We start from the raw sequence: 18964 nt of genomic DNA on the forward strand, positions 1-18964 counted from the left end.
TCAGGGCTTGGTTCGGGTGGCCACGCGCAGCGCTACCGCAGCGGCGCCGATCAACGCGATCGCCACGCCGATCAGCGGCCACGGCACCGGCGAGGTAGCCGAAGAATCGCCGGATGCATCGGCGTCGGTCGGCGCGAGCGTGGTGGAAGGGCTGGTCGCGGACGTGGCCGACGCGACGGTGTAGGTGAAATTGTAGGAGCCGGTGATGGGATGGCCGTCATCGGAAACCACCCGGTAGGCAACGGTGTACTTTTGTGCCGGCATGGTCGGGCTCACGGCGACACGCAGGGTCTTACCTTCGACCTTGGCGACCTGTGCAGCCCAGCTCGTACCATCGGCATCGGTCAGTCCGACATTGGCGAATGCCGTCCCGATCTGCTGATTGAACGTCAGCTCGATCATCGTCAGTGGCGTGTCGATCGTCGAGTCGGCGGCAGGGACCGAGCTGTCGAGCTGGCTGTGTGCCTGCGCGGGGCCGACTGTCAACGCCAACCCCAGGGCTGTCAATACTGCGACAACCACAGTCCGTCCGAGCATTTCCGGCCTCTCGATCAATCACGTTCGCGGAGGCACTCGTCGCCACGCTGCTTCCGGCGGCGACCGGGCACCGTCAACTATGCTACATAGTTGACGAGCGATGGGCTGGGCTCACGAGGTGACCAGGCACGCCACCGCGGCGCAGGCGAGCACACCAGCCGGTGCCACCGCCAGGATCGGCGACAGCACTACTGCCAGCCACCGCGAGGACCTGCGGGAACGACTCACGTCGTCGAGTCTGCGTAGGCGTTGCTGCAGCACCTGCCCACCCAAAGACAGCCTCGCCGACGGCTCGTCGCCCGTCGTGGCGGCGACAGCGCACAGCGCCGATCGGATCGTCGCGGGACTGGTGGCGGCAGCGGCACAGTCGTCCGCCGCGAACTCCGCCAATGCCGCGACCTCCTTGGGTGCATTCGCGAACAGCGGGATCCACGGCAGCGCCGCCGCCAGCACTTCGCAGCCTCGGATCAGCCGATGATGGCGGCCACGAAGATGCGCCAGCTCGTGGGCGAGTACCGCCTGCCGTTGGCTCTCATTCAGCTTCTGGGCAAGTCCTTCGGTGGCAACGACCATCCCAGGACGCCCGTCGACGCTGTAGGCCATCGGTTTGGGGTGGTCGAGCCACATCACCGGCACTTCCTCGCTGCCGCGGCCGCGGCGAGCCACCATGCTGACCACGTCGCGGTGGTAGTCGCGCACGCGCGCCCCCGCTCTGGCATGGCGCCGTGCGCTCATCGCGATCCGGCTCGCGATGCCGAGCACCGCTGCGAGTGTCACCCCGGTCAGGGGTGCGGACATCCAGTCGGGCACGGAGTGGACGACGCGAGTCAGGCACAGCATCGCGGTCTCCGCAACGTCCACTCCGGGAGCGTGGCCGGGCCATATTGCCGCGATCACCGCCGTGCCGGCGAGCAGAATCACCGAGGAAAGACTGGTCAGCCAGCACGCGACCGCGACGCGGGGCGTCATCGACGGCGTGATGCGCCGGAGGACGGCTGGCGCCGCCACCGCCAGCAGCGCCGTGGCCCAGGCCGCGCCCAGGGCAACGATCACTTCCTCGACCGCTTCTTCTTGGGCTGGGTGCGCCCACGGTGGAATGCGTCGGACTCGGCCTCGGTCACGATGGAGGCCAGGTGGAGCAGCACCGATTCGGGGTCGTTGCTGGAGTCGATGATCCCGCGCACGACCTCGGCAGTCGCTTCCGCGCGGGATTGCGCCGGGCGGTACAGGTAGGCCCGGCGGTGCATTACTCGCACCACCCACTCCTTCTCGTGAAGGTGGGTCAAGACCGTCAGGATGGTGGTGTACGCGTAGGGATCGGGAAGTCGCTCGAGGATGTCGCGCACCGTCAGCGCTTCGGAGGTGTCCCACAACACATCCATCACGCGGGCTTCCAATGTGCCCAACCCGTTCATCGCCAGCCTTTCCGATGTGCCATTCCAGGCACGCTGTGAGCCGCGGCCGTGGCGGTTCCTACCTGCAAACGTGCAAGGGCCGCTCGATCAACTATCGCTGATCGTTGCCGACCTATCCACCCCGCCTGCCATTGCGACCCTTCCTGGTTCTACGCACAGCTAAGTACTATCCAGCATAGTTGTTTCTGAGAAGTGGCTTAGAGTTAGCTGGATTGTGACTCAGGCAACAGGTTCAACTATGCGTCGCCCCTTATGGTTCCGGCCGTGCCGTTCGTCCCCTCATCAGGTTCTGGCACACGCCCGACGGAGCGATGCCTTCCCCCGGCAGGGAACCATCGCTTCGTCGGGTTCGGAAGCGCAGGAATCGTTTCGATCCCGCTCCCACCTTCGACCGACGACGGCACCCCGTCGACGTGACCCGCGAACCGACACCGGTGGAGGAAACAATGTCCCAGGCCGAGGCGCCCGAGCGCGCAGGCGACCTACGCCCAGCACAGTCACCCCTCGACGAGCGACTCCGTGGAATACTTCGCCACGATCTACCCGCGTCGGTAGTGGTGTTCCTGGTGGCCTTGCCGCTGTCGCTGGGCATCGCCATCGCCTCCGATGCCCCGATCATGGCCGGGCTCATCGCCGCGGTCATCGGAGGCATCGTCGCCGGCGCGGTGGGTGGATCGCCGTTGCTGGCCAGTGGGCCCGCAGCGGGGCTGACCGTCGTAGTCGCCGAGCTGGTCGCCAAGTTCGGGTGGCAGGTCACCTGTGCGATCACTGTCGCTGCCGGGGCACTGCAGATTCTGTTCGGGCTCAGCCGCATTGCTCGCGCTGCCCTGGCGATTTCCCCGGTCGTCGTCCACGCCATGCTCGCCGGAATCGGTATCACGATCGCGCTGCAGCAGGTTCACGTGCTGCTCGGCGGAACATCACGAAGCTCGGTGTGGCAGAACCTGAGTCAGTTGCCTACGCAGCTGACCCGATTGCACTGGGGAGACCTGGCGGTCGGGCTCATCGTCATCGTGACACTGCTCGCGTGGAAGAAAGTCCCCGGTGCGCTGGGGCGCGTTCCCGGCGCGTTGGTCGCGGTCGTCGCCGCAACGATCGTTTCACTGGTCGCGCCGCTGGGGGTAGAGCGGATCGTGATGAGCGGATCGTTGTTCGACGCGATCGCCCTGCCGAGCCTGCCCGACGGGAAGTGGCTGGCCGTGGCCACCGGCGTATTGACAGTGGCATTGATCGCGAGCGTGGAGAGCCTGCTCTCAGCGGTGGCGGTGGACAAGATGCACTCCGGCACCCGGACCGATCTGAACCGGGAACTCGTCGGCCAGGGCGCGGCCAACATGGCTTCCGGCATGCTGGGCGGACTCCCGGTCACCGGCGTCATCGTCCGCAGTGCCACCAACGTCGCCGCCGGTGCGAAAACCAAGGCCTCGACCATCCTGCACGGTGTCTGGATTCTGTTGTTCTCAGTACTGCTGGCGGGGGTCGTGCAGCAGATCCCGAAGTCCGCGCTGGCCGGACTGTTGATCGTCATCGGTATCCAGCTGGTCAAACTCGCCCACATCCGCCTCGCCCGCCGCACCGGCGACCTGTGGGTCTATCTGATCACGGTGGCCGGGGTCATGTTCCTCAACCTCCTCGAAGGCGTCCTGATCGGCCTGATCGTCGCGATCGCTCTCGTCGTCTGGCGTGCCGCCCGCGCGGACATCCACGCCGAGCCGGTCGGTGAACTGAACGCGCTGCGATGGCGGGTCGTCATCGAGGGAACCTGCACGTTCCTTTCACTGCCCAAGCTTTCCGGCGTGCTGGACTCGGTGCCCACAGGCACCGACGTCACGGTGGAACTGACGGTGGACTTCATCGACCATGCCGCGACCGAGGTTCTGCACGACTGGGAACGCCGCCATCGCGAGGCCGGCGGTACCGTCCTGATCGACGAGCTCGGCTCCCATACTCTGTCGGCCACCACTCAAGGCCCACCCCAACGCGCATCCTCGGCACAAGCTCGCGGCGTGGAACCGTGGAAAGCCTGGCAGGACACCAACACTCAATCACTCCTGCGCCTCGGCCCGCTGCGCCCCATGCTCGACGGGATCTCGCGCTACCACCGCCGTCACGCGCCATTGATGCGGGCGCATCTGAGCGAACTACGTGACCGCCAGGACCCGACCACCTTCTTCTTGACCTGCGCGGACTCACGAGTCGTTCCCAACCTCATCACCCACAGCGGGCCCGGTGACCTGTTCACCATCCGCAACATCGGCAATCTCATTCCCGTCGACGGACTCGACACCTCCGTCGACGCCGCCTTGGACTTCGCGGTCGCCGAACTCGGAGTCTCTTCCATCGTTGTATGCGGGCACTCCGGTTGCGGAGCCATGGGCGCCCTGCTCGGAAAGCCGACCAAGAACTCGCCAGCCCTGCGTGACTGGCTCGCTCACGCCGAGCCCAGCCTGCGGGCTTACCGCGACAACCATCCTGTCGCCGCCGCAGCGGCCGCGGCCGGCTTCAGCGCCAGCGATCAGCTCGCCATGGTCAACGTCGCTGTACAGATCGCCGCTGTCGCGCAGCACCCGTCGCTGTCGGCGGGGGTAGCGGAAGGTCGGGTACAGATCGTGGGCCTGTTCTTCGACATCGCCACTGCGGCCGTCTGGCACGTCGGCCCGACCACCGTCAGTGAGCACCACGATCAGCTCACGCCGAGCATCGCGCATGGCTGACATCGAAGAACCGGACCGGGATCGCTGACCATCGAACCGCCGCCGGCGCACCGTCGCAGGACCCGCAGCGAACAGCGTCGTAGGTGACGCATGATTCGCTGCGGGGTTGCCCTTCACCTGGGAAGATTGACCCACCGGTGGACTCGAGTTCGGGCTATTGAATCAAATATTTCGGTATGCCAAACTATGCATGCTATGAACGAACCGAACCGCCGACTCCTGTTGGGCGGTGCACTGGCGAGCACCGCCGGTTTGGCACTGGCGGGTCGCAGCCTGCTCGACGCCTCACCAGCCAAAGCCCAAGCACAAACCCCCTCCGGCCACAGTGGTGCCCACGGCGGCGGAGCTGACGGCCCGACGTTCCGCATCGGGCAGACCGTCGATCACGACGCGAACGGTTTCAACCCGACCCAGGTGTTGCGCGACTTCGACTACGGCACCACGACGCGCTTGCCCGACGGACGGACGCTGCGCGAGTGGGAGGTCTTCGCCAGCGACGAGGACATCGAGGTCGCGCCCGGTGTCACCTTCCCCGCCTGGACGCTCAACGCCCGCATCCCCGGCCCGACCCTGCGCTGTCGCGAAGGCGACCTGCTGCGCGTGCACTTCCGCAACGGCTCCGAGCATCCGCACACCCTGCACTTCCACGGCATCCACCCCGCCGAGATGGACGGCATCGCCGGACTCGGAGCCGGGATCATCCACCCGGGCCAGTCCACCACCTACGAGTTCGACGCGACCCCGTTCGGGCTGCACCTGTTCCATTGCCACGTCGGGCCGTTGGCCGAGCACATCGCCCGCGGCATGTACGGCACCTTCATCGTCGACCCGCCCAGCCCGCGCCCGCCCGCGGACGAGATGGTGATGGTGATGCACGGCTACAACACCACCTTCGACGGTGAGGGCAACCAGCTCTACGCGGTCAACGGGATCCCGTTCCACTACATGCACGAACCGGTGCGGGTGAAGCGCAACGAACTGGTCCGTGTCTACCTGGTCAACGTGCTCGAGTACGACCCGATCAACAGCTTCCACGTGCACGGCAACTTCTTCGACTACTACCCGACCGGAACCCGGTTGCAGTCCTCGGAATTCACCGACACCATCGTGCAAGGTCAAGGCCAGCGCGGCATCTGCGAGATGCGGTTCCCGCACCCGGGCAAGTACATGTTCCACGCCCACAAGACCGAATTCGCCGAACTCGGGTGGATGGGGTTCTTCGAGGTGAGCGACTGATGGACACCACCACACCCCCTTCCCGCCGACCCTGGCTCCTCGGGGTGGCCACATTGATCCTGCTCGTACTGGCTCTTATCGGTATCGCGTTGCTCGGTGGCGCGAGTCTGCCCGACCGCGCAGGGCCACCGGTCGAGGAGATCGGTGTCGAACAAGTCGTCCTCGAGCCCGGCTCGATCGCGTTGAACCTGCGCAACACCGGACCCGACCCGGTCACGGTCGCGCAGATCTTCGTCAACGACGCCTACGTCGACTTCACCGGCGCCGACGAACCCATCGGGCGACTGGCCGCCGCGCACCTGGTGCTGGACTACCCGTGGCAAAACGGGCAGCCCTACAAGATCTCGATGCTCACCTCCACCGGCCTGGTGATCGAACACGACATCGCCGCCGCGGTCGAAACCCCCAGGGCGGGAGCATCGTTCTTCGGGTTGATGGCATTGCTGGGCACCTATGTCGGCATCATCCCCGTCGTGCTCGGCATGCTGTTCCTGCCCTTCCTGCGCTCGGTCGGCGCAACCACCGTGCGGATACTGCTCGGGTTCACCATCGGGCTGCTGGTATTCCTCGCTTGGGAAGGCACCCGCGAAGGATTCGAGATCGCCGATTCCTCCGGCGGCCCGTTCGGTGGGGCCTCGCTGGTCGTCCTGGGTGCGATCCTGGCGTTCCTGACGCTGACCGCGGTCGACCAGTGGCTGCGCGGGCGCCGACAAGCCGCCGTCGAACAAGGTACGGCGAATGGCATCCGGTTGGCGTTGATGATCGCGATCGGCATCGGGCTGCACAACCTCGGCGAAGGACTGGCCATCGGATCCGCCTACGCCATCGGCGAACTCGCCCTCGGAGCTTTCCTCGTCATCGGCTTCACGATCCAGAACACCACCGAGGGCTTGGCCGTCGTCGCGCCGCTGACCGAGCGCCGTCCCTCGCTGGCCGCCCTGGCCGGGCTGGGGCTGATCGCCGGTGCACCGGCGATTCTGGGCGCGGTCATCGGGGCCGGTGCCAACAACCCCGAGGTCTCTGCACTGCTGCTCGGTATCGGTGTCGGCGCGATCGTCCAGGTGATCGTGCAGATCACCCCCAGCGTGCGCGAACCTGGTACCACCACGATCGGTGTCCGTACGCTCGCCGGGATCGCGGCCGGTCTGGTCACGATGTGGGCGACCGGACTGCTGGTGGCCGCATGAACACCAACCCCGCCACCACCACACCGATCACCCGACGCGCCGCCCTAGCCGGAGCGTGCACCCTGTGCGCCGTCGCGGTCACCGGCTGCGCGACCGGGCAAGCATCACAATCGGACGGTCAGCCGGTGCGGGTCCCGCGTGCCGGGATCGACATCGGTAGCGCCGCAGTCTTTCCCGAGCACCGGATCTTGGTCACCCAACCCAGCGACGGCGTGTACAAGGCCTTCTCCGCACTGTGCACCCATCAAGGGTGCGCGGTCACCGACATCGACGGTGACGTCGCGAAATGCCCCTGCCACGGGAGCAAGTTCCGGCTTGCCGACGGATCTGTCGCCAAGGGCCCGGCCCAGAAGCCCCTGCCCGAACGAACAGTCACCGTCGACGGCAACACCCTCATCGTGGGATGACCACCGGGAGCCGGGCCGTTAGTTCGGCTTGCGCGCCAACACCCGGAACGTGACCCCGCCGCGGCCGCTGCGGCGCGACTCGGTGACTGTGAACCCAGCTGCCTCGACATAGGGAATCGGATCTCGCAGTAGATGATCCGCGCCGAATCGCACACTGATGGGGTCGGCCAGTCTCATCAACGCCCGTACCGGCGCGAAGGTCGAAGGCCCGTGCTCGGCAAGGACGAACACCCCGCCCGGAACCAGGACCCGATAGGCCTGCGCGCACGCGCGGGCCGGATCCGGAATCGTACAGAAGCTGTAGGTGGAGACGACGGCATCGACGCTGGCGTCGGGCAGGTCCAGGTCCTGTACGTCAGCACGCCGCAACTCCACCAGCAGACCCTCGCGACAGGGGCGCCTCCTCGCGATATCGAGCACGCCCTCGGACAGATCGACACCGATCACCGAATCCACCTTCTCGCCATAGAGCGGCAGATTGAGTCCGGTCCCGACAGCGATCTCCAGCACCCGGCCGTGCGCGTGATCCAGCGCCCACCGGCGAGCGTCACCGAGCACTAGACGCTCGAACTCGCCCATCTGACGGTCGTAGCGCTGCGCGTTGCGGTCGAAGATCGCCGCGATCGTGTCACTACCAGGCTGCTTCATCGGTACCCCATTTCGATCTCCAACCGATGCATCCAGTCTGCGAGTTCGTCGGCCGAGACCGCATCGGGGAAATCCCTGAGACCATCCCCCTGCCTCGGTACAGGGATGCGCTCCCACATGGAGGTCACCCGCAGCAGGCAGCTCGGTCGGATAGCAATGTCGGCGTCACCCCGTGAGGGTCGACCAGCTGGCCACTATGCCCGCCGAGCACTGATCCCTGATACGTCGCGGCCCCGAGACAGCGATGGTGCCCCGGGGCCGCGACAGCGTTCGCTACGCCGGGATCAGTTCGGCGATGAGCTTCTCGATGCGCGTACGGATTTCGTCACGGATCGGGCGGACGGCCTCGACGCCCTTGCCCGCCGGGTCCTCCAACTTCCAGTCGCGGTAGTCGACGCCCGGGAAGTACGGGCACGCGTCACCACAACCCATGGTGATCACCACCGTCGAGGTCTCGACTGCATCCGGGGTGAGGATCTTGGGTGCCTGGCCGGTGATGTCGATGCCGACTTCGGCCATCGCCTCGACCGCAGCCGGGTTGAGGGCATCGCCGGGAGCGCTGCCCGCGGAACGCACTTCGATGGCGTCACCGGCGAGGTGGGTCAGAAAGCCTTGTGCCATCTGAGATCGTCCGGCGTTGTGGACGCAGACAAACAGCACGCTGGGCTTGGTCGACACGGGGTGTCCTTTCAGTGGGTGGTGATGTCGAGAGAGGTGAGCAGGTCGCGGACGCGGTTGCCGATCTCGTCGCGGATGCCGCGCACGACCTCGAGAGACTGACGGTCGGGGTCGGTCAGTTCCCAGTTCTCGTAGCGGCGGCCCGGGTAGATGGGGCAGGCGTCGCCGCAGCCCATCGTGACGATGACGTCGGCGGCGCGCAGGATCTCCTCCGTCCAGGGCTTGGGGAATTCGCCGGTGATGTCGATGCCGATCTCGTTCATCGCTTCGACCGCGACCGGGTTGATGTGGGTACCCGGCTCCGATCCGCCCGACCAGGCGATCGCCCGGTCACCGGCGAGGTGGGTGAACCAGCCCAGCGCCATCTGGGAGCGCCCGGCGTTGTGGGTACACAAGAACAGCGCGATCGGCTTGTCGGTGTTGAGCTTTCCCTCGACCTTGGCCAGGGCGAGCAGGCGCTGGCGGGCGAAGCGCTCGGCCAGCAGCGGCAGATAGTTGATCACTGTTGCGCGGGAGGCGAACTCGTCGTAGCTGGTGGTGAGGAAGTGTTCGATGGTCTCGCGTCCGTAGGTCTCGGCGAAAGCCTCGTGTAGCCGGGTCGCCGCGGTGGTGAGCGCGTGGCGCTGGTCGATGGTCAGGGTCGAGCGCAGGTGAACGGCGGGCGCGACGGGGCTGTCGGACATGTGTGCTCCCAGTGAGGGGGTTGTCAGTGATCGGTGGTGGATGGATGGGGGATGACCGCGTTGCCGGCAGCCTCGGCTACCGAGCGCGGATACAGCGCGACGATCAACGCCAAACCCAGTGCGCCGCCGATGATCTGCGAGAGGATGAACCCCGGCACAGAACCGGGCGCGATCCCGGCGAAGGTGTCGGAGAAGATCCGGCCGATAGTGACGGCAGGGTTGGCGAAACTGGTGGAACTGGTGAACCAGTACGCGGCGCCGATATAGGAGGCGACGGCGGCGGCCGACATCGCGGCGCGGCCGCTGCGGGCCAGGGCGAAGATCACCGCGATCAGCCCGGCGGTGGCGACGACTTCACCGACGAGGTGGCCGGTGGTGATGCGGTCGTGGGTGGAGATCTGCCAGGCGCTCAGGTCGAACATGACGTTGGACAGAACGGCACCGGTGATCGCGCCCGCGATCTGAGCGATGGCGTAGGTCAGGACATCGGTGGCGGTGAGCCCGGTGCCATACCGGCGTCCGGCCAGCCAATCAGCTGCCGAGACAACAGGATTGAAGTGCGCGCCGGAGATGGGGCCGAACACCAGGATCAGCACGCCGAGGCCGAACACGGTCGCGGTGGAGTTGGCGAGCAACTGCAGGGCGACATCGTCGGTGAGCTGCTGAGCGGCGATACCGGAACCGACCACGACCGCGACGAGAGCGGCGGTGCCGACGAATTCGGCCAGCAAACGGCGAACGTGGTCGGTCACCGGGCACCCACTTCGATCACAGGGATGTCGAGCAGACGCGACAGCGGCGCCAGTGCCTGTGACTCGATCCGGTAGTACACCCAGGCCCCCCCGGCGTTCGCTCGACAGCAGACCCGCCTCGCGCAGCACTTTGAGGTGGTGGGAGATGGTGGGCTGGCTCAATTCGAATCCCGCGGACAGGTCGCACACACAGGCTTCGCCGCCGCTGTGGCTGGCGACCAGGCTCAGCAGCCGCAGCCGCACCGGGTCCGACAATGCCTTGAACGCGGCAGCCAGTTCGGTGGCGGATTCGGCGGAGAGCGGTTCACGCGTCAGCGGGATGACCTCACAGGAGGGTGATGCCTGTGGCTGACAGGATGCGGGCGGTTTCGACACGTATCGATATTGACGGTCATCGAATCACGGGGCAAGCGAACAACGGGTGAACGCGACGACCGTCGACGCTATCGGCAGGCTCCCAGGCCGCAGGAATCCGCCGCGATGCCGGGGCTGTCGGTGGCCGCGCGACGTTCGAGCAGCACGGTGTCACGCCAGACGCCGTCGAGGACCGCGATGCGCTCTCGCACCCCGACGGTGCGGAATCCCGCGGAATGGTGCAGAGCGATGCTGGCGCGGTTCTCGGGGAAGATCGAGGTCTGCACCATCCACAGGCCGTCGGCATCCGCGGCGATCACCTGGCGGTGCAGCAGCGATTTTCCGACACCGCGTCCACGGGCGGCCTCGGCGACGTAAACGGAGTTCTCGGCGACACCCGCGTAGCAGTCGCGGCTCGAGGCTGGGGCGAGCGTGGCCCAGCCGACAACCTCGCCGTCGATCTCGGCGACCCACCGGTGGGCGGGCAGCCAAGCGGCGTCGAGGTATTCGCGGTCAGGCACCTCGGTGGCGAAAGTGGCGTTGCCGGTGGCGATGCCCTCACCGTAGATGCGGCGCACATCATCCCAATCGCCGTCGGTCATCGCGCGCACGGAGACGTCGGCAGGCAGGTCCGACGGGCAGCACGGGCGCGGAGTCAGCACACCCATCACGGCGTCGGCGGCGTGGGGGAGTCCGGTGCAGCAGGCCGGGTTGACGGTGACGACGGTGGAGGTGCCGCTCTTGTGGACCCCGACGAAGCCGACATCGGCCAGCTTGCGCACGTGATGCGACACGGTCGGCTGGGTGATGCCCAGCGACTCGGTCAGCTCGCCGACGGTGATCCCGGTCGGCCGCGTGGCGACCAGGTGCAACAGCCGGACCCGGGTGGGTTCGGCCAGGCAGGAGAACCATTCGGCGTAGGTGGTCGCGTCGTCGATCGACAGGGCGTCGACGCGGGGCGCGGCGGAGTCGCGGACGGTGGGCATGTCCAGGGACGTCATGTGCCGATTATATAGATGACAATCGATGGTTGCATTCATCGATGGTGGCCGATAAAGTTCGGGTCAATACATAGATGCATGTCGATGAATGGAGCCTTGTGATGACCGATCTGCCTGTCGTCGTCGTAGGAGCCGGCCCCGTCGGGCTCGCCGCAGCAGCCGAGCTGCGCGAACGTGGCCAGGACGTGGTGGTGTTCGAACGCGGTTCCCGAGCCGGTGCCGCGGTCGCGCAGTGGAATCACGTGCGCTTGTTCTCCCGATGGGCCGAACTCATCGCGCCCGCGGGTCGTCGTCTCCTCGACGGCACCGACTGGACCGCCCCTGCCGACGAGGATTACCCCACCGGCCAGGACTGGGCCCGCGACTATCTGACGCCACTCGCCGACGCTCTCGGCGACGCGGTGCGCTACGACACCGAAGTCGTCGGCGTCGCCCGCCGCGGCCGCGACCGCGTCGTGGACTCCGGACGCGACACCGAACCTCTGTCGGTACACCTGCGCCGCGCCGACGGATCCGAAGACCGGATCCTGGCACGCGCGGTCATCGATGCCTCCGGCACCTGGACATCACCGAACCCCCTTGGCGGCGAAGGGCTTCCCGCACTGGGCGAACGTGGCCACCAGGCCGTCGACTACCGTGTGCCCGACCTCGAATCCGACGCCGACCTGGCGCGCTACCGCGCTAAGCACACCGTGATCGCCGGAAGCGGGCACTCGGCCCTGACCGCGATCGTGGCGCTGTCGCAACTGGCGAACGAACCCGGCACCCGACTGACCTGGGTCCTGCGTCGCGGCCAGACCGATGCCACCTTCGGCGGTGGCGAAGCAGACGAACTGCCCGCCCGTGGCGCACTCGGACTGCGCGCGAAAAAGGCCGTCGAGGACGGACTGCTCACCGTGGCCACCGGATTCCGCACCGCCGCAGTCGAAACCGACGACGACAACCGTACGACCCTCGTTGCCGACGACGGGCGCCGCCTCGACGGAATCGACAACGTCATCGCGCTGACCGGATTCCGCCCCGACCTGTCGTGGCTGTCGGAGATCCGCCTGGAACTCGACCCCGTCCTGCAAGCCCCGGTGGGTCTGGCGCCGCTGATCGATCCGAACGTGCACTCCTGTGGCACCGTCTACCCGCACGGTGTCGCCGAACTGTCCCATCCCGAATCCGGCGTCTACCTGGTCGGCATGAAGAGCTACGGCCGCGCACCGACGTTCCTGGCGATGACCGGCTACGAACAGGTCCGTTCCATCGCCGCCGAACTCGCCGGTGACCACGAATCCGCCGCCCGTGTCGAGCTGACCCTGCCCGACACCGGTGTCTGCGGCGGCGCCGGAGTCTTCGACGACCCGAACGGCGCGAGCTCAGGCGGCTGCTGCGCGCCCGCCGCGCCCGAGGTGCTGACGCTCACGGTTCCCGCGCGCTGACCCGCCCATGTCGTCAACCGTGACGGCCACGCAGACCGGACCGGCTTCACCCGGTGCCGGTCTGCGACGGCGAGTCCTGATCACGTTGTGCCTCACCGAGATCACCAGCTGGGGCATCCTCTACTACGCCTTCCCCGTCCTGTCGGTATCGATCTCGGCCGACACCGGCTGGTCGCTGCCGATGCTCACCGCGGCGTTCTCCCTGGGCCAACTCGCCGCCGCCCTCACCGGTATCCCGGTCGGACGCATCCTCGACCGCATCGGCCCACGAACCGTCATGACCGCGGGATCAGTCCTCGCGATCCCCGCCCTGATCGTCGTGGCACTCGCCCTGAACCCGGCGGTGTTCTTCCTGGGCTGGCTCGTCGCCGGGGTCGCGATGGGCGCGGTACTCTACCCGCCCGCGTTCGCCGCACTGACCCGCTGGTACGGCACCGACCACGTCAAAGCCCTGATGATCCTGACGCTGGCCGCCGGTCTGGCCAGCACCGTATTCGCACCACTGACCGCCGTCCTGATCCAGCGCACCGATTGGCGCGCAACCTATCTCGTCCTCACCCTCGTACTGGCGGTCATCACGGTGCCCGGACATCTGTTCGGCCTCAGAGGTCCGTGGCCACCAGCACCGCCCCCGATCACCCCGCACGACGACGACCATCAGGCAATCGTCCGCAGCCCCGCGTTCCTGGCCTTGGTGATCGCGCTTAGCCTGGGCGCGTTCGCGGCGTTCGCTGGGGTGTTCAACCTCGTCCCCCTGCTCATCGAACGCGGATTCTCCCCATCGCTGGCCGCACTGACCCTCGGCCTCGGCGGCGCCGGGCAAGTCCTGGGCCGCCTCGGCTACATCCCGCTGATGACCCGCACCACCCCCGCCGCCCGCATCGTCGGCGCGTTCGCCACCACCGCCATCGCGACCGCTCTGCTGGGCTGGGTCACCACCGTATTCGCACTGATCGCGGTGTCCATAGGTGCGGGTCTGATCCGCGGGATCATGACCCTGGTGCAAGCGACCGCGATCACCGACCGTTGGGGCGCAACCCATTACGGTCGACTCAACGGCCTGATGTCAGCACCTGTGGTCGTCGTGATGGCGACCGCACCGTTCGCCGGCACGGCGCTGATGAGCTGGACCGGTACCTGGGCCCGCACCTACCTCGTCCTCGCCGTCATCGCGGCCGTCGCGGCGGTCATCGCCATCGCGACCATCCCACGCACACCCAAGCTCATCGACTCGTAAGGACGTCGTCATGACCGCGATGACGCGGTGAGCAGGCTTCTGCGAAGAATTGCATCGAAAGCATGATCACGTTGTCCAAATCAGCTGGTAGCTAGGGTAGCCGGGATCCATCCCGTTCATTGCGATGATGACGATCGAACTGCGACTCTGCCCAGGATCGTGCATCCAACGCATGATTCACCCGTTTGACTTGACGCAGGCTGCGAGGCAGAGCTGATCAGCCTGTACAGCTGCACGCTCCGCACCACCACCCCGTCCGGCGTCGGGTCGCGGCACGGAGGATGCGGTCACGCCCGAGAATCGGCCAGGGTCGATGCGGTCTTCAGGTCAATCTCTTCGGCGCGATCGAGGTCGACATCGACGCCGAACCCGCCCAGCTCGGCCCAACCGGCTTCCGGCCGCTGTGGATCGCTTGCTTGCCGATTCGGCTCGGCGACACCAGGTGGTGGGGTAGCCGAGCGAGCGAGGACAATCGAGATAGGTGATGTGGAGGGCGGCGTGAGATGAGCGACGATCGCATTGTCGACCGGGCCGGGATCGATGCCGAGCTCGAGCGTGTCCGCCGGGAGTTCCACGAGCTGTTGGACTCTGTGGATGCGGACGACTTCGAACGCCGCTCGCAGGGTACGCGGTGGACCAATGAACAGTTGTTGTTCCACATGGTGTTCGGTTACATGGTTGTGCAGCGGCTGCTGGTGCTGGTGCGGCTGCTGGGTCGGTTGCCGACGGGGGTGAGCCACGCGTTCGCGCGAATGCTCGACGCGGGGACGCGGCCGTTCGATTGGATCAACTACCGAGGCTCGTGTGCGGCAGCGCGGGTGTACGACCGGCACCGGATGGGTCGCAAGCTCGACCGCGTGATCGGATCGCTCCGCGCGAGCCTGGCATCCGAGCCCGAGGCGAGCCTGGCCCGTGGCATGCATTTCCCGACCCGGTGGGATCCCTTCTTCAGCGACTACATGACACTCGAGGACGTATATCGTTATCCAGCAAAGCATTTCGACTTCCATCGCGAACAGCTGACGATCCGCAGCCCGGATCGGCCGCCTGGGCTCCCGTAGCGCTGCCCCAGCGCGGCAGTCCTCACCAGTCTCCGTGCGCCCATGCACTCGTGGAAGCCGGGAAAACGACAACGGTGGATCGCCCTAGGTCGGCCGCATCGGACCGACCGGGGATCAGGCGCAATGGACGTGCCGGGCCAATGCATCGACGCGAGTGGACAGGTCGTCGAACGCGAGATCGAACGCGGCGCCGTCCTCAGCGCCGACCGGATCGGGAACCGACCAATGCAGCATCGGAACATCCAGCAGTTCCTCGTGCGCGCGGTCGCACACCGACACCACCAGATCACCCTCGCGCAGAACATCATCGAGCCGCTGCGGCGCCGCCGACACCAACGCCAGCCCACGCCGTTGCGCGACGCCGACCGCGCCCGGATTGATCCGCTCGGCGGGATGGGTGCCCGCTGAGGTCGCCGGGAGCTCGCTGGCCCGACACCACAGGGCAGCAGCCAGCTGGGAGCGCGCCGAGTTCGCGGTGCACACGAACAACACCCGCTGCGCGGCCATCACCGTCGTCGACGGCAGTGGCGCCAGGGCGTGTGGCAACAGCCGAACGTAGGTGCGGCGACGGTCGCCCTCGGACCGCCGCCGCGTCACGACTCCGGCATCGGTGAGGGTTTGCAGATGGTGGGCGACAAGGTTCGACCGCATGCCCAACATCGTCGCCAGATCGGTGGGGGAGGCATCGCCCACCGACAGTACGTCGACGATCCGCAGGCGCGCGGGATCGGCCAACGCCGCGTGGACCGCGACCCGGCGGGCCAAGACATCATCATTCCACTCAGTGTTCATTGACTCAATCATCGCTGACTAATAATGTGGAATCAAGGACGGATCGCACAAGCCGCCCTGCACCCTTCTCCGACATCCCGCGTTGACCACCGCGATCAACTCGTTTCAGGAGCGTTGACCCATGCCCGCCGACTTCGGGATCACCCTGGCTACTACCATCACCACCGCGGAACCGCTGGTGCCGACGGTGGTCGATGACGACCGAGTCCACGACGTCGTCATCGTCGGATCCGGGCCGGCCGGGTACACCGCCGCCATCTACACCGCCCGCGCCGAACTCGCGCCCCTGGTCTTCGAGGGCACCCAATTCGGCGGCGCGCTGATGACCACCACCGAGGTCGAGAACTTCCCCGGCTTCCGCACCGGCATCACCGGCCCCGAGCTGATGGCCGAAATGCGCGAACAGGCCCAACGATTCGGCGCAGACCTGCGCACCGAAGACGTCGAAGAACTGCACTTGCGCGACCCGATCAAAACCATCGTCGCCGGAGGCGTCCGGTACCGGGCACGGACGGTGATCCTCGCCATGGGCGCCGCGGCCCGCTACCTCGGCATACCCGGCGAACAAGAACTGCTCGGCCGCGGCGTCAGCGCCTGCGCGACCTGCGACGGGTTCTTCTTCCGCGACCACGACATCGCTGTCATCGGCGGTGGCGACTCCGCGATGGAGGAGGCCATCTTCCTCACCAAGTTCGCGCGCAGCGTCACCGTCGTCCACCGCAGCGAAACCTTCCGAGCCTCCCGCATCATGCTCGACCGGGCCCGCCACAACGACAAGATCACCTTCCTCACCAACACCACCGTCGAGCGCGTCAACGGCGACACCACCGTCACGAGCCTGACCATCGCCGACGCCACCACCTCCGAGACCCGCGAACTGCCCGTCACCGGAGTGTTCGTCGCCATCGGTCACCAACCACGCAGCACCCTCGTCGCCGACCAGGTCGACCTCGACGACAACGGCTACGTCACCGTCGCACCATCCTCGACCGCGACCTCACTGCCCGGCGTCTTCGCCGCCGGAGACCTCGTCGACCACCGGTACCGCCAAGCCATCACCGCCGCCGGATCCGGCTGCGCCGCAGCAATCGACACCGAACGCTGGCTCACCCACCAAGCCGCCGACACAGCCGCCGCGAAACGACCCACCGTGCTGTTCGTCTGCGTCCGCAACAGCGGCAAATCCCAGATGGCCGCCGCACTGATGCGCCAGACCGCCGGTCCCGACATCGAAGTCCACTCCGCCGGAACCGATCCCGGCTCCGGCCTCAACGCCCTGTCGGTGCAGGTCCTCGACGAAGTCGGCGCCAGCACCGATGGCGAACACCCCAAACCGATCGACCCGAACCTCTACTCCGGCATCGACCTCGTCGTCGTCCTCGGCGCCGAGGCGAAAGTCGAAGCCCCCGAAGGGCTTCCCGTCCAGACCTGGATCACCGACGAGCCCTCCGAACGCGGCATCGACGGCATCGACCGCATGCGGCTCGTCCGCGACGACATCGCCACCCGCATCACGCAGCTCACCGAGCAGATCCGCGCCGGGCTGACCGTCTCGGCCTAGACAGCGTCCGTGCTCAGCGGCGCCGAGCACTGGGCCCGTGCGGAAGTGGCAACGGCGGCAACACCGGTGGGGTAGTCACCTGGTCCCCGGCCAGCGGATGAACCTCACCGGTGAGTGCCGACAGCGCACCCGCGACCTCGTGGACGCTGGCCCGAACGTAGGTCAACGTGGCACCGCCGGGGGTGTACTGGATCGCATGGGCGGCAAACGCTCGAGCAACAGCGAAGCCGAAGTTTCGCTCCACCCAGGTCAACACCGTGTGCCGAAGCCAATGCGTACTGATCTGCTGGGTCGCCACCCACGGCAGTTCACGACTCGCGCGCATCCACAAGTGGTCATACCGGCGGCGGGTGATCGGACGACCGTGCCGGTAGCGCAACAACTGCTCACCCGGCGCCGCACCCCGATCGCAATGGGCGGTGAGCATCGCCAGCAAGATCGACGAGACCGGCTGCCAATGAACCGTGCCACCCTTTCCACGCAGCTTGACCAACCGCTGCCCGCCATCCAAGTCCGAGGGACGCAGCGCCAGCGCGCTACCGGTGCGGCACGCCGTCTCGAGATGCAGGCGCAGCAGCAGCGCGTCCAGTTCGGTGTCATCACCGGTCGTGGTCACCGCCTCGATGATCGCGCCCAGCCGATCGGCCGCGATGGCACCGCGTGGGCTCGGAAGCCGGGGCGGCTTCGCCAACTCCGTGGCGGCGTTGACCGTTCGGACATAGCCCTCGCTGGCAGCGTAGCGGTACAAGTACCGCAGCGCACCGACCATGTGTTCGGCAGCTGACCGACCGTCGCGGGAGTTACGTCGATACACCGCCCGGGCGCGGGTCTGCTCGACCAGCGCCTGCATCTCCAACGTCGTCGGATCGTCGATGCGCCGCGAACCCCAGTCCTCGCACAGCCGCTGCCAATACGGCCGGTATGTCCGCAACGTTCCCACCCGGACCGTCGGGATGATGCGGGCGATGTACTCGTCGAAGGTCGGGACCGGTCCGGGATTCGATCTGGACACAAGGTCTTCGGCCTGAACACCGAGTTGCTCGAGAAGCCGTCGCGCGATGTCATGCGGAGACTCAGTCATCGCCGACTCCGGACCACTCGAAAGATTCCGCCGCGGTCGCCATTCCACACGGCCGAGCCGAGATCGAGAAGAGCATGAATGAACATCGGACAACCTTTCTGCCCGATCAATGGCTCTTCCATATTCCAGTAGACCTGAACTCGACCGCTCACGCCACCAGCCCGCCGAGGTCCGAGACACCGGTAATACGCAC

The 18964-nt window shown here is 66.8% G+C and carries 18 protein-coding genes and 1 pseudogene; 8 read left to right on the forward strand and 11 right to left on the reverse strand.

All coding sequences use genetic code 11. The annotated features are described in order from the left end of the window. From ACWEMY_RS08875 to ACWEMY_RS08885, 3 genes are all read right to left on the reverse strand, one after another. On the reverse strand, window positions 1–522 hold the full coding sequence (locus ACWEMY_RS08875; RefSeq protein WP_452389517.1) for a copper resistance CopC family protein: 522 nt from the start codon (window positions 520–522) through the stop codon (window positions 1–3). 126 nt (window positions 523–648) lie between these two features. Next, entirely contained in the window at window positions 649–1590 is a 942-nt protein-coding gene (locus tag ACWEMY_RS08880) for a M56 family metallopeptidase (RefSeq protein WP_452389518.1), read from the reverse strand. Next, a complete protein-coding gene (locus ACWEMY_RS08885) occupies window positions 1587–1952 on the reverse strand; it encodes a BlaI/MecI/CopY family transcriptional regulator (RefSeq protein ID WP_452389519.1) in 366 nt (121 codons plus the stop codon). Before ACWEMY_RS08885 ends, ACWEMY_RS08880 begins: the two co-directional genes overlap by 4 nt. 446 nt (window positions 1953–2398) lie before the next feature. On the opposite strand from ACWEMY_RS08885, the gene ACWEMY_RS08890 reads away from it, so the two are divergent. From ACWEMY_RS08890 to ACWEMY_RS08905, 4 genes are all read left to right on the forward strand, one after another. After that, window positions 2399–4666 carry a SulP family inorganic anion transporter gene (locus ACWEMY_RS08890; protein ID WP_452389520.1) on the forward strand — a complete coding sequence of 756 codons (2268 nt, stop codon included), beginning with the start codon at window positions 2399–2401 and terminating at the stop codon, window positions 4664–4666. Window positions 4667–4861: 195 nt separating this feature from the next. Then, window positions 4862–5902: a multicopper oxidase domain-containing protein gene (locus ACWEMY_RS08895; protein ID WP_452389521.1), complete on the forward strand. Its 1041-nt coding sequence runs from the start codon at window positions 4862–4864 to the stop codon at window positions 5900–5902. Further along, window positions 5902–7089, forward strand: coding sequence for a ZIP family metal transporter (locus ACWEMY_RS08900; protein ID WP_452389522.1), 1188 nt, complete (start codon window positions 5902–5904; stop codon window positions 7087–7089). The genes ACWEMY_RS08895 and ACWEMY_RS08900 overlap by 1 nt, the downstream gene beginning before the upstream one ends. Further along, a complete protein-coding gene (locus ACWEMY_RS08905) occupies window positions 7086–7496 on the forward strand; it encodes a Rieske (2Fe-2S) protein (protein WP_452389523.1) in 411 nt (136 codons plus the stop codon). The genes ACWEMY_RS08900 and ACWEMY_RS08905 overlap by 4 nt, the downstream gene beginning before the upstream one ends. Before the next feature lie 18 nt (window positions 7497–7514). Here the strand turns inward: ACWEMY_RS08905 and ACWEMY_RS08910 are convergent, their stop codons facing one another. From ACWEMY_RS08910 to ACWEMY_RS08935, 6 genes and pseudogenes are all read right to left on the reverse strand, one after another. Beyond that, the gene (locus ACWEMY_RS08910) at window positions 7515–8144 is read right to left on the reverse strand and encodes a class I SAM-dependent methyltransferase (RefSeq protein ID WP_452389524.1); all 630 of its coding nucleotides are present in this window, start codon (window positions 8142–8144) and stop codon (window positions 7515–7517) included. 273 nt (window positions 8145–8417) lie between these two features. Further along, window positions 8418–8822, reverse strand: a complete 405-nt coding sequence (locus tag ACWEMY_RS08915; RefSeq protein ID WP_452389525.1) for an arsenate reductase ArsC — start codon at window positions 8820–8822, stop codon at window positions 8418–8420. 11 nt (window positions 8823–8833) lie between these two features. Further along, window positions 8834–9505, reverse strand: coding sequence for an arsenate reductase ArsC (locus ACWEMY_RS08920; protein ID WP_452389526.1), 672 nt, complete (start codon window positions 9503–9505; stop codon window positions 8834–8836). Window positions 9506–9528: 23 nt separating this feature from the next. Then, window positions 9529–10257, reverse strand: coding sequence for an aquaporin (locus ACWEMY_RS08925; protein WP_452389527.1), 729 nt, complete (start codon window positions 10255–10257; stop codon window positions 9529–9531). After that, window positions 10254–10632 (reverse strand): annotated as a pseudogene (locus ACWEMY_RS08930) (ArsR/SmtB family transcription factor). The gene ACWEMY_RS08925 and the pseudogene ACWEMY_RS08930 overlap by 4 nt, the downstream one beginning before the upstream one ends. Window positions 10633–10700: 68 nt before the next feature. Next, a complete protein-coding gene (locus ACWEMY_RS08935) occupies window positions 10701–11612 on the reverse strand; it encodes a helix-turn-helix domain-containing GNAT family N-acetyltransferase (protein ID WP_452389528.1) in 912 nt (303 codons plus the stop codon). Window positions 11613–11713: 101 nt separating this feature from the next. Here ACWEMY_RS08935 and ACWEMY_RS08940 point away from each other — a divergent pair, with 101 nt between their 5' ends. From ACWEMY_RS08940 to ACWEMY_RS08950, 3 genes are all read left to right on the forward strand, one after another. Further along, the gene (locus tag ACWEMY_RS08940) at window positions 11714–13039 is read left to right on the forward strand and encodes an FAD-dependent oxidoreductase (protein WP_452389529.1); all 1326 of its coding nucleotides are present in this window, start codon (window positions 11714–11716) and stop codon (window positions 13037–13039) included. A gap of 7 nt (window positions 13040–13046) precedes the next feature. Beyond that, on the forward strand, window positions 13047–14276 hold the full coding sequence (locus ACWEMY_RS08945; protein ID WP_452389530.1) for an MFS transporter: 1230 nt from the start codon (window positions 13047–13049) through the stop codon (window positions 14274–14276). A gap of 503 nt (window positions 14277–14779) precedes the next feature. Next, entirely contained in the window at window positions 14780–15337 is a 558-nt protein-coding gene (locus ACWEMY_RS08950) for a DinB family protein (RefSeq protein ID WP_452389531.1), read from the forward strand. A 114-nt stretch (window positions 15338–15451) separates the two neighbouring features. On the opposite strand, the gene ACWEMY_RS08955 is transcribed toward ACWEMY_RS08950, so the two are convergent. After that, the gene (locus tag ACWEMY_RS08955; RefSeq protein ID WP_452389532.1) at window positions 15452–16141 is read right to left on the reverse strand and encodes an arsenate reductase/protein-tyrosine-phosphatase family protein; all 690 of its coding nucleotides are present in this window, start codon (window positions 16139–16141) and stop codon (window positions 15452–15454) included. 175 nt (window positions 16142–16316) lie between these two features. Between ACWEMY_RS08955 and trxB the strand changes: the two genes are divergently transcribed. Then, complete coding sequence (trxB, locus tag ACWEMY_RS08960) at window positions 16317–17690, forward strand: thioredoxin-disulfide reductase (RefSeq protein ID WP_452389590.1); 1374 nt, start codon at window positions 16317–16319, stop codon at window positions 17688–17690. A 13-nt stretch (window positions 17691–17703) separates the two neighbouring features. Here the strand turns inward: trxB and ACWEMY_RS08965 are convergent, their stop codons facing one another. After that, window positions 17704–18771 (reverse strand): tyrosine-type recombinase/integrase, encoded by a 1068-nt coding sequence (locus ACWEMY_RS08965; protein ID WP_452389533.1) that lies wholly within the window; start codon window positions 18769–18771, stop codon window positions 17704–17706. Window positions 18772–18964 lie beyond the last annotated feature (193 nt).

The sequence above is a fragment of the Nocardia sp. NPDC004415 genome, from assembly GCF_053602435.1.

Coding starts and splice junctions, on each gene's coding strand:
- ACWEMY_RS08885 (WP_452389519.1), bottom strand. CDS start 1,952: ATGAACGGGTTGGGCACATTGGAAGCCCGCGTGATGGATGTGTTGTGG.
- ACWEMY_RS08890 (WP_452389520.1), top strand. CDS start 2,399: ATGTCCCAGGCCGAGGCGCCCGAGCGCGCAGGCGACCTACGCCCAGCA.
- ACWEMY_RS08895 (WP_452389521.1), top strand. CDS start 4,862: ATGAACGAACCGAACCGCCGACTCCTGTTGGGCGGTGCACTGGCGAGC.
- ACWEMY_RS08900 (WP_452389522.1), top strand. CDS start 5,902: ATGGACACCACCACACCCCCTTCCCGCCGACCCTGGCTCCTCGGGGTG.
- ACWEMY_RS08905 (WP_452389523.1), top strand. CDS start 7,086: ATGAACACCAACCCCGCCACCACCACACCGATCACCCGACGCGCCGCC.
- ACWEMY_RS08910 (WP_452389524.1), bottom strand. CDS start 8,144: ATGAAGCAGCCTGGTAGTGACACGATCGCGGCGATCTTCGACCGCAAC.
- ACWEMY_RS08920 (WP_452389526.1), bottom strand. CDS start 9,505: ATGTCCGACAGCCCCGTCGCGCCCGCCGTTCACCTGCGCTCGACCCTG.
- ACWEMY_RS08935 (WP_452389528.1), bottom strand. CDS start 11,612: ATGACGTCCCTGGACATGCCCACCGTCCGCGACTCCGCCGCGCCCCGC.
- ACWEMY_RS08940 (WP_452389529.1), top strand. CDS start 11,714: ATGACCGATCTGCCTGTCGTCGTCGTAGGAGCCGGCCCCGTCGGGCTC.
- ACWEMY_RS08945 (WP_452389530.1), top strand. CDS start 13,047: ATGTCGTCAACCGTGACGGCCACGCAGACCGGACCGGCTTCACCCGGT.
- ACWEMY_RS08950 (WP_452389531.1), top strand. CDS start 14,780: ATGAGCGACGATCGCATTGTCGACCGGGCCGGGATCGATGCCGAGCTC.
- ACWEMY_RS08955 (WP_452389532.1), bottom strand. CDS start 16,141: ATGATTGAGTCAATGAACACTGAGTGGAATGATGATGTCTTGGCCCGC.
- ACWEMY_RS08965 (WP_452389533.1), bottom strand. CDS start 18,771: ATGACTGAGTCTCCGCATGACATCGCGCGACGGCTTCTCGAGCAACTC.